Raw genomic sequence first — 10,148 nt, forward strand, 5'->3', positions numbered from 1 at the left:
GACAAAAGCGACAACTGCATCATTGTTTGTACTATTGAAAACTTTGACCCTATGGGCATTCACACCGGTGACTCAATTACGGTTGCGCCTGCCCAGACGTTGACAGACAAAGAGTTCCAAATTATGCGTGACGCTGCCATGGCGGTATTGCGCGAAATTGGTGTGGAAACTGGTGGTTCAAACGTACAGTTTGGTGTTAACCCTGATACCGGTCGTATGGTTATCATTGAAATGAACCCCAGGGTATCGCGTTCTTCTGCACTGGCTTCAAAAGCCACAGGCTTCCCAATTGCTAAAGTTGCAGCCAAACTTGCCGTTGGTTACACCCTGGATGAGCTTGAAAATGAAATAACAGGCGGCAGAACGCCGGCCTCATTTGAGCCAGCGCTTGACTACGTTGTGACAAAAATTCCACGTTTCAACTTTGAAAAATTTGCTAACTGTAATGACCGCCTGACCACGCAAATGAAGTCGGTTGGTGAAGTGATGGCTATTGGGCGTAACTTCCAGGAGTCAATGCAAAAGGCTCTAAGAGGTTTAGAACTTGGCGCTTCGGGTTTTGATCCCATTGTTGAGATTGATTCAAAAGACGCTCGTTCTAAAGTTATCCGTGAGCTTAAAGAGCCAGGCGCTGAAAGAATTTGGTATATCGCCGATGCATTCCGCTTGGGCATGACCGTTCGAGAAGTGTTTGAACTGACACGAATTGATGAGTGGTACCTGATTCAAATTGAAGAGCTGGTTAACCTTGAAAAAGAAGTTGATGAGCTTGGCTTGGCCGGACTGACTTCTGAGGTTATGACGGTATTGAAGCGGCGCGGCTTCGCCGACTCACGAATTGCTGATGTTTTACACGTCAGCGAAGCAGAAGTCCGTAAAAAGCGTCACAAGTTTAAAATTCATCCCGTTTATAAACGAGTTGATACCTGTGCGGCGGAGTTTGCTTCGGGTACTGCTTATATGTACTCAAGTTACGATGAAGAGTGCGAATCGGCACCGTCGGATAAAGACAAGATAATGGTTATTGGCGGTGGGCCTAACCGCATAGGGCAGGGTATAGAGTTCGATTATTGCTGTGTCCATGCCTCACTGGCTTTACGCGAAGATGGTTATGAAACCATTATGGTGAACTGTAACCCAGAGACCGTTTCAACGGATTATGACACCTCTGATCGCCTTTACTTTGAGCCGATTACTCTTGAAGACGTACTGGAAATTGTACGCATTGAGAAGCCTAAAGGGGTTATTGTTCAGTACGGTGGCCAGACACCATTGAAATTAGCTCGCGAACTTGAAGCAAACGGTGTTCCGATTATTGGTACATCACCCGATGCTATCGACCGGGCGGAAGATCGCTCGAGATTCCAGACCGCAGTACGTCGCCTTGGCTTAAAACAACCGGAAAACTCAACGGTAACTGGGTTTAACGAGGCATTAACGGAAGCTAAGCGTATTGGTTATCCGTTGGTTGTGCGCCCATCCTACGTATTGGGTGGCCGGGCTATGGAAATTGTTTATGATGAAGCCGACTTGCAACGTTATTTGACCGATGCGGTCAAAGTATCTAACGATGCACCGGTACTGCTGGACCGTTTCCTTGATAATGCGGTTGAAGTGGATGTCGATGCTATTTGTGACGGTAAGGATGTGCTTATTGGCGGTATCATGCAGCATATTGAAGAGGCAGGGGTTCACTCAGGCGACTCTGCTTGCTCATTACCACCTTATTCTTTAAGCGATATCATTCAGGCACAACTGCGCGAACAAATGCGCAAGTTAGCTTTTGAGTTGAACGTAAATGGTTTGATGAATGCTCAGTTTGCTGTAAAAGACGAAGAAATTTACCTTATTGAAGTAAACCCAAGAGCTGCACGTACCGTACCTTTTGTTTCTAAGGCAACAGGCGTTCCATTAGCGAAAGTCGCTGCGCGGGTTATGGTGGGTCAGTCACTGCAGCAGCAGGGCTATGTGAAAGAAATTATTCCGCCATATTATTCGGTGAAAGAAGTGGTTATTCCTTTTGCTAAGTTTCAGGGCGTAGACCCAATCCGCGGCCCGGAGATGCGTTCAACCGGTGAGGTCATGGGTGTAGGTGAAAGCTTTGAAGAAGCTTATGCCAAAGCGAACCTTGGCGCAGGTGAAGCATTAGCGAAAAAAGGGAAAGCTCTGATTTCAGTAAAAGACAGTGATAAGCAACGTTTAATGGACCTGGCTCGTGGTTTATTAGCTTTAGGCTTTAGCCTGGAAGCGACGCGAGGTACGGCGAAAATGCTTGGTGAAGAAGGTATAGACTGCAGTATCGTTAATAAACTGCAGGAAGGGCGGCCAAATATCGTTGATGCCATAAAAAATGGTGAATATAGTTATATTATCAATACGGTAGAAGGGCGTCGTGCGATAGAAGACTCTGTTTATATTCGTCGTGAAGCACTGTTGAATAAAGTGATTTATACTACAACGTTGAATGCTGCATTTGCGACAGTTAAAGCAAATACAGCGGATGATCGAGCTCGAGTCAGTTCGGTACAAGAATTACATAAAAGGGTGTCGTTAATATGAACCAGATTCCAATGACGGAACATGGCGCGCAATTGTTACGTGATGAGCTCAAGCGTTTAAAAACGGTAGAGCGCCCACGTATTGTTGAAGCTATAGCTGATGCACGCGAGCACGGAGATTTAAAAGAGAACGCTGAATATCACGCGGCGCGTGAGCAGCAAGGTTTTTGTGAAGGCCGTATTCAAGAAATTGAATCAAAACTTTCCAATGCACAAATTATTGATGTCACTAAAGTCCCCAATAACGGAAAAGTTATTTTTGGTTCAACGGTCACCGTTTACAATACAAAAACGGACGAAGAAGTGACCTATAAGATCGTGGGTGACGATGAAGCTGATATTAAATCAAATTTAATTTCTGTGAACTCGCCAATAGCTCGCGCATTAATAGGTAAAGAAATTGACGAAATTGCAACAGTAACTACACCCAATGGTGAAGTTGAGTACGAAGTGGTTGCTGTAGAATATAAGTAATACTAAAACTCGTAATAAAAAGGCTGGAAACGAAAGTTTACCAGCCTTTTTGTTTTTATACGTCGAGTCGTTTGTTTTTTGTACTTGTTATTGTATAGTTCGCAGTTCAACTGGATTTTTAACATTAAGTCAACAAAAGAAGAGCTGCAATGGACAAGGAAACGTCACCAACATCTCAAACACCTCAATACACACCACTTGATGAATTAACGGTTACGGAATGCTTTGAACGTTTAAAGCTGGTTTCGCAGAAAGGAACCTATAAAGACGTTTCTCTGTGGCTAGGAAAAAAGCCTAACGACTATGCCAATAGGAAGCGCAGCAACAGAATACCCTTTGCTGAGATTATTCGAAAGTTACTGCAGGAACGAATCTCTTTAAATTGGTTTTTCGCACCGGGCTATACTTTGCACGAACCAACCTATTCCTATACTCAGCCAGATTATGTGAAAAGCAGTGTTGCAGAAGAAGAGCGTAAACGTCGACTTGAATTTCTAAAAGCCCATCGAAAAATAGAGCCTTTCCTAAAAGCCTACAACCTGGAAAGCGACGAACAATGCCTGGAAGTGATGCTGGATGTCTACTTTTCGACTAAAGACAAGTGGATGGAAAAGTCGCAGGCGTTGGAGCTGGTCGCTAAAGCATTGTCGCTAACGCCTGCGAGCAAAAGAGACTAGCCGCGGGGAAGGCGAATTTTAGGCTCTTCGGCTGGTCGGTATATCACCTGCGTTTTACCGATAATTTGCACTTCAGAAGCACCGGTTTCGTGTACAATAGTGGCCATAATTTGTTTTCTGAGCTCACGGTCTTCTTCCGGAACTTTTACTTTAATCAGTTCGTGGTGATCAAGTGCCTGCTCAATTTCTGCAAGAACACCTTCAGTCAGGCCGTTAGCCCCAAGCAGTACGACTGGCTTTAACGGGTGTGCCAGACCTTTTAAATGTTGTTTTTGCTTATTACTTAATGACATTCGATAATATCCGTTTTAGAGCTTGATTTTTTAACATTGTAACGCCAGATCAGGTATTCAGGCCAGACAATTAAGGAAACTTCGTTAAATTATGGGAAAAAAACGCAGTGTGAGCAGTCAACGCTGGCTGAAAGAACATTTTGACGATCAGTTTGTCCAAAAAGCACAGAAGAAAGGACTTCGTTCTCGTGCTGTTTTTAAGTTAGAGGAAATGCAGCAAAAAGATAAGTTGATCAAAAAAGGTCAAACTGTCGTTGATTTAGGTGCTGCTCCCGGAGGATGGTCTGAGTACGTAGCTGACTATTTTAACGGTGATGGTCAGGTTATTGCCTGCGATATTTTGGCGATGGACCCAATCGTCGGAGTCGATTTCCTTCAGGGCGATTTTAGGGAAGAAGCGGTATTAAATGCATTGCTTGATCGCATTGGTGGCAAAAATGTTGATGTTGTGCTGTCGGATATGGCACCAAATATGAGTGGTAATGGTACGGTAGATCAGGCTCGCTCTATGTACTTAGTAGAGCTGGCGCTGGATATGTGTCACCAGGTTTTAAAGCCTGGCGGGAGTTTTGTCGTAAAGGTGTTCCAGGGACAGGGTTTTGAACCTTTCCTAAAAGACATGCGTGCGGCATTTAACAATGTGAAAACCAGAAAACCAGAGTCCTCCCGGGCACGTTCCAGAGAGGTCTACTTGGTAGCGACAGATTATAAACTGTAGTACCCTGTTGGGTAGTTGATTTTTAATAGAGGTAATAGGCTTTGAGCGATATGGCAAAGAATCTCATCTTGTGGCTTGTGATAGCCGTCGTACTGATGAGCGTTTTTCAGAGCTTCAGTCCGAGCGGAACGACATCGGCGACCATGACATACAATGAATTTGTGTCTCAGGTTAACAATGGCAATATCCGTCGTGCTGAATTTGGTGATGATGGACGCACTATTTCAGGTATGACTCGCAATGGTCAATCTTATAAAACAGTTGTGCCAACTCAGTATGACCCGAAAATTTTGGATGACTTGTTGGCAAACGATGTAGAAACTCAGGGTACCCCACCTGAAGAGCAGAGTATTCTTGCGTCAATCTTTATCTCGTGGTTCCCAATGCTGTTGCTTATTGGTGTATGGATATTCTTCATGCGTCAAATGCAAGGCGGCGGTGGTCGTGGCGCCATGTCGTTCGGTAAGAGTAAAGCGAAGCTCATGAACGAAGAGCAATCAAAAACAACATTTAAAGATGTTGCTGGTTGCGATGAAGCTAAAGAAGAAGTGTCAGAATTAGTTGATTACCTGAAAGACCCTTCTAAGTTCCAGCGTTTGGGCGGAAAAATTCCTAAAGGCGTGCTTATGGTTGGTCCTCCGGGAACGGGTAAGACTTTATTAGCTAAAGCCATTTCCGGTGAAGCAAAAGTGCCGTTCTTTAGTATCTCTGGTTCTGACTTCGTTGAGATGTTTGTTGGTGTTGGTGCTTCTCGTGTTCGTGATATGTTTGAACAAGCTAAAAAGTCGGCTCCTTGTATCATCTTTATTGATGAACTTGACGCCGTAGGTCGCCAACGTGGTGCCGGGCTTGGTGGTGGACACGATGAACGTGAACAAACACTGAACCAAATGCTGGTTGAAATGGATGGCTTTGAAGGCAACGAAGGCATTATTGTTATCGCTGCAACTAACCGTCCAGATGTATTAGACCCTGCACTGTTGCGTCCGGGACGTTTTGACCGTCAGGTTGTTGTTGGTTTGCCAGACGTACGCGGTCGTGAACAAATTCTGAAAGTGCACATGCGCAAAGTTCCTCTTGGTGACGACGTTAAGCCAGAGTTGATTGCTCGTGGGACGCCAGGATTTTCCGGGGCCGATTTAGCGAACTTAGTCAACGAAGCCGCATTGTTTGCCGCGCGTGGCGACAGACGTGTTGTTTCAATGGAAGAGTTTGACAAAGCTAAAGACAAAATCATGATGGGTGCTGAGCGCCGCTCAATGGTTATGACGGACGATGAGAAAGCCATGACGGCTTATCATGAAGCTGGTCACGCTATTGTGGGTCGTCTGGTACCAGAGCATGACCCTGTCTATAAGGTATCGATTATTCCGCGCGGTCGTGCATTGGGTGTCACTATGTACTTACCTGAGCAGGATAGAGTGAGCCACAGCAAGCAACATCTTGAAAGCATGATTTCTAGCTTGTTTGGTGGTCGTTTAGCCGAAGCAATTATCTTTGGTGATGAGAAAGTCACTACCGGCGCGTCAAATGACATTGAACGTGCAACAGAAATTGCTCGAAAAATGGTCACTCAGTGGGGCTTGTCTGAAAAGATGGGACCATTACTTTACGCTGAAGATGAAAATGAAGTCTTCCTTGGGCGTTCAGTAACTCAGCATAAGCATATGTCTGATGACACTGCACGGGCTATTGACGAAGAAGTGAAGTCGGTTATTGATCGTAACTATCAACGGGCGAAAAAACTGTTGGAAGAGAACGTCGATATCCTTCATTCAATGAAAGATGCGTTGGTTCGGTATGAAACTATCGATGCCGACCAAATTGATGACTTGATGAATCGCCGAGATGTTCGTCAGCCGAAAGACTGGGATGACAGAGACAGTGGTGGTAATGGTTCGGATGGCGGTGCTGCCAAGGCAGATGAGACCGAAGAGCGTCCTGAACGACCCATCAATGTCGACAAGCCCGGGGATGCAACTTCTTAAAGTTGACTCTTTTTAAAAGCCACCGAGAGGTGGCTTTTTTGTAAGAATAAGAAACAGCAATTAGCGGAGCCGAGTTATGCCTAAAAACCCCAACCCTTTGCAAGTTATGGGTATTGTTAATGTTACGCCGGACTCATTTTCAGACGGAGGTGAATACAATCGCTTAAATGATGCGATTGATCACGTGGCGCAGCTGATAAGTGATGGTGCTGATATGATAGACATTGGTGGGGAGTCAACTCGGCCCGGCTCACTAGCTGTCCTGGAACAAGAAGAGCTCGATAGAGTCATTCCTCTGGTCGAAGCGGTACGACAACGTTTTGATGTATCAATTTCTGTCGATACCACTAAACCGGTTGTTATGACTGAGTCTATAAAGGTCGGTGCAAATATCATTAATGACGTAAACGCATTACGAGAAGAGGGCGCCCTGAAAGCTTTGGCATCAACCTCTGCAAAAGTTTGCTTAATGCATATGCAGGGAGAGCCTAGAAGCATGCAGCACAACCCAGACTACGACGATGTTGTCTGTGACGTTAAGGCTTTTTTACAAGAGCGTATTATTGCCTGTGAGCAGGCAGGTATTGGCAGAGAGCGAATTTGGTTGGATCCTGGTTTTGGGTTCGGCAAGTCTCAACGACATAATTACCAGTTGCTACAAAGGCTACAGGCGTTTCACGAACTACAGTTACACTTGTTAGTCGGAATGTCGCGAAAAAGCATGATTGGCCACGTTACGGGACGTGAAGTTAAAGACAGATTAGCAGGCAGTTTAGCGGCTGCAACCATTGCAGCTATGAAAGGAGCACGTATAATTCGCGTTCATGATGTTAAGGAGACAGTTGATGCAATGAGAGTGGTTGCAGCAACTTTAGAAGGAGAGCACCTTTGAGTGAGCGTAAATATTTTGGCACCGATGGCGTGCGCGGACGAGTCGGGCAGTTCCCGATAACCCCTGAGTTTGCCGTAAAGCTTGGCTGGGCTGCTGGCCGAGTGCTGGCTGCAAAAGGTACCAGCCGCGTATTGGTTGGTAAAGACACCCGGGTTTCCGGTTATATGCACGAGTCAGCTTTGGAGGCCGGACTGGCTGCAGCCGGTGTCGGTGTGGATTTCTTAGGCCCTATGCCCACTCCCGGCATTGCGTATCTGACACGGACATTCAGAGCCGCGGCCGGTATTGTTATTAGCGCATCGCATAATCCGTATTACGATAACGGCATAAAGTTTTTTGCTGACAACGGACACAAACTTCCAGATGCCGTAGAGCTGGAAATTGAACGTCTGTTAGATGAGCCAATGGATTGTGTGATTTCAGAAGAGCTGGGTCGTGCTAAGCGGATAAATGATGCCGCTGGTCGCTATATCGAGTTCTGTAAAAGTGTTTTCCCTAACGAAATGACTCTGGAAGGGTTACACATTGTCGTCGATTGCGCGCATGGTGCGACCTATCACATAGCGCCTAATGTGCTTCGTGAACTTGGTGCTGAAGTGACTGAAATTGGTACTCAGCCTAATGGCCTTAACATCAATAAAGAATGCGGCGCAACTCACCTGGAGGCATTACAGAAAAAGGTACTGGAGACTAAAGCGGATTTAGGCATAGCTCTGGACGGTGATGGTGACAGGATCATGATGGTGACGGAGAATGGTCGCCCAATTGACGGTGATGAAATCCTTTATATGCTGGCTGTGACTGCACAGAATCAGGGGCAGTTACAAGGAGGTGTTGTCGGCACACTAATGACAAACTTTGCCCTGGAAAAAGAACTCGATAAAAGACGTATTCCCTTTGTCCGGGCAAAAGTCGGTGATCGCTATGTTATCGAAGAACTGGTTAAGCGAGACTGGTACCTTGGCGGTGAAAATTCGGGCCATGTGATTAACCGTCAGCACCACACTACCGGTGATGGTATTGTTGCCGGACTGCAGGTACTGGCAGCTATGTATCAGGAACAAAAGTCCCTGGAAAAATTAAGTTGCGATTTCCATAAGTTGCCACAAATTCTTATCAATGTCCGTTTTGACAGCGATAAGCAGCCTTTAGAATCGGCGAATGTTAAAAGTGCGGTACGAGAAGTTGAAAAAGCGCTGTCGGGCAGTGGTCGGGTACTTTTACGGAAGTCGGGCACTGAGCCTTTAATTCGGGTAATGGTTGAAGGCGAAAACGAAGCTAAGGTAAAAGCCTTTGCTCAACAAATAGCGAACGAAGTTGAAGCGGCTACAAATTAAACAGTTAGCGGGCAGCGATGAAAATCTCGCTTGTAAGTTGGCGAGTGTTTCGCTACTATTCCCGCGCTCTGAAGTAGAGGACAAACTATGCCTAATGCATCACTAGTGATTGCAAATTGGAAAATGAACGGAAATCGCGAGCTAACGAAAACTATGTCGGTGGCGTTGCGAGAGAAACTTAGCCAGCTTCAGAAGGTTAAGATAGTAGTCTGTCCTCCGTTTACCCTTATCAGTGAGTTGGCAAGTCAATGTTATTATGATGACATTGCCATTGGTGCACAGAATGTTTCTGAACATGCCAGTGGAGCCTATACAGGCGAAACCTCGACAACTCAACTGCAAGAGTTTGGGGTTAGCTACGTGCTTGTCGGGCATTCAGAACGTCGTCAATTGTTTGCAGAAACAGACGACAAGGTAAACGAGAAAGCACTGGCGACCGTCAATGCAGGTATGACAGCAGTAATTTGTGTTGGCGAAAATAAAGCTCAGCGCGATGAGGGGAATACCTGGAAGGTTGTAGCAGAACAAGCGAAAGCTGCGTTGGCAAACCTTCCTAAAGAAAAAGCCGGGAAAGTTGTTTTGGCCTACGAGCCAGTTTGGGCAATCGGTACCGGAGAAACAGCATCACCGGAACAAGCACAGGACGTTCATGCAAAACTAAGAACGTTACTGGTAGAGCAATTTGGCGCGATTGGTGAGAAAATGCCGTTATTGTACGGTGGCTCAGTTAAAGCTGATAACGCTGCCGAATTATTTGCGCAAAAAGACATTGATGGTGGTTTGATAGGTGGGGCGAGTTTGAAAGAATCAGACTTTGTTGCTATCTGCCAGGCTGCTCAAGGGTAAAATTATGTACGAAATTTTAATGATTGCATTTCTCGTTGTTGCTTTAGTCTTAATTGGCTTCATTATGCTACAACAAGGCAAAGGCGCAGGTATGGGCGCATCTTTCGGTGCAGGCGCATCGAACACTGTTTTCGGCTCTTCAGGTTCAGGAAACTTTCTGACACGCGCTACGGCAGGGTTGGCGGTAGTCTTTTTTATTCTGAGTTTGGTGTTGGGTAACTTATCGACCTCTACGGACGAAAGCTCAACAGACTTCTCGGACTTGTCAGTACCTGAAGAAGAACAACAGTTGCCTCCAGCGGAAGACGAATCAGATCCTGAATCTGACGTACCGCCAATCGACTAAAAATTTTGCAGAAGTGGCG

At 45.7% G+C, this 10,148-nt stretch carries 10 protein-coding genes; 9 read left to right on the top strand and 1 reads right to left on the bottom strand.

The features are described 5' to 3' along the window. The 3 genes from carB to B3180_RS15535 all read left to right on the top strand — a co-directional run. Nucleotides 1–2,559, top strand: a 2,559-nt coding sequence (carB, locus tag B3180_RS15525; RefSeq protein ID WP_286845389.1) for a carbamoyl-phosphate synthase large subunit, incomplete at its 5' end; no start/stop codon positions are given. Continuing rightward, a complete protein-coding gene (gene greA / locus B3180_RS15530) occupies nucleotides 2,556–3,032 on the top strand; it encodes a transcription elongation factor GreA (protein ID WP_054487040.1) in 477 nt (158 codons plus the stop codon). The genes carB and greA, both read left to right, overlap by 4 nt. A 149-nt stretch (nucleotides 3,033–3,181) precedes the next feature. Beyond that, entirely contained in the window at nucleotides 3,182–3,709 is a 528-nt protein-coding gene (locus tag B3180_RS15535; RefSeq protein WP_054487042.1) for a hypothetical protein, read from the top strand. On the opposite strand, the gene yhbY is transcribed toward B3180_RS15535, so the two are convergent. Continuing rightward, complete coding sequence (gene yhbY / locus B3180_RS15540) at nucleotides 3,706–4,002, bottom strand: ribosome assembly RNA-binding protein YhbY (RefSeq protein ID WP_054487044.1); 297 nt, start codon at nucleotides 4,000–4,002, stop codon at nucleotides 3,706–3,708. The genes B3180_RS15535 and yhbY overlap by 4 nt on opposite strands. 91 nt (nucleotides 4,003–4,093) lie before the next feature. Between yhbY and rlmE the strand changes: the two genes are divergently transcribed. From rlmE to secG, 6 genes are all read left to right on the top strand, one after another. Then, the gene (gene rlmE, locus B3180_RS15545; protein WP_054487046.1) at nucleotides 4,094–4,720 is read left to right on the top strand and encodes a 23S rRNA (uridine(2552)-2'-O)-methyltransferase RlmE; all 627 of its coding nucleotides are present in this window, start codon (nucleotides 4,094–4,096) and stop codon (nucleotides 4,718–4,720) included. 41 nt (nucleotides 4,721–4,761) lie between these two features. Further along, entirely contained in the window at nucleotides 4,762–6,708 is a 1,947-nt protein-coding gene (gene ftsH / locus B3180_RS15550; RefSeq protein WP_054487048.1) for an ATP-dependent zinc metalloprotease FtsH, read from the top strand. Nucleotides 6,709–6,784: 76 nt separating this feature from the next. Continuing rightward, nucleotides 6,785–7,600, top strand: a complete 816-nt coding sequence (gene folP, locus B3180_RS15555; protein ID WP_286845393.1) for a dihydropteroate synthase — start codon at nucleotides 6,785–6,787, stop codon at nucleotides 7,598–7,600. Further along, the gene (gene glmM / locus B3180_RS15560) at nucleotides 7,597–8,937 is read left to right on the top strand and encodes a phosphoglucosamine mutase (protein WP_286845395.1); all 1,341 of its coding nucleotides are present in this window, start codon (nucleotides 7,597–7,599) and stop codon (nucleotides 8,935–8,937) included. The genes folP and glmM overlap by 4 nt, the downstream gene beginning before the upstream one ends. 87 nt (nucleotides 8,938–9,024) lie before the next feature. Continuing rightward, nucleotides 9,025–9,783, top strand: coding sequence for a triose-phosphate isomerase (gene tpiA, locus B3180_RS15565; RefSeq protein WP_199494424.1), 759 nt, complete (start codon nucleotides 9,025–9,027; stop codon nucleotides 9,781–9,783). A 4-nt stretch (nucleotides 9,784–9,787) separates the two neighbouring features. Further along, nucleotides 9,788–10,129, top strand: a complete 342-nt coding sequence (secG, locus tag B3180_RS15570) for a preprotein translocase subunit SecG (protein WP_054487056.1) — start codon at nucleotides 9,788–9,790, stop codon at nucleotides 10,127–10,129. The last annotated feature ends 19 nt before the right edge of the window (nucleotides 10,130–10,148 follow it).

The sequence above is a fragment of the Idiomarina sp. UBA4206 genome (genome assembly GCF_002383015.1).
Taxonomy (GTDB): domain Bacteria; phylum Pseudomonadota; class Gammaproteobacteria; order Enterobacterales; family Alteromonadaceae; genus Idiomarina; species Idiomarina abyssalis.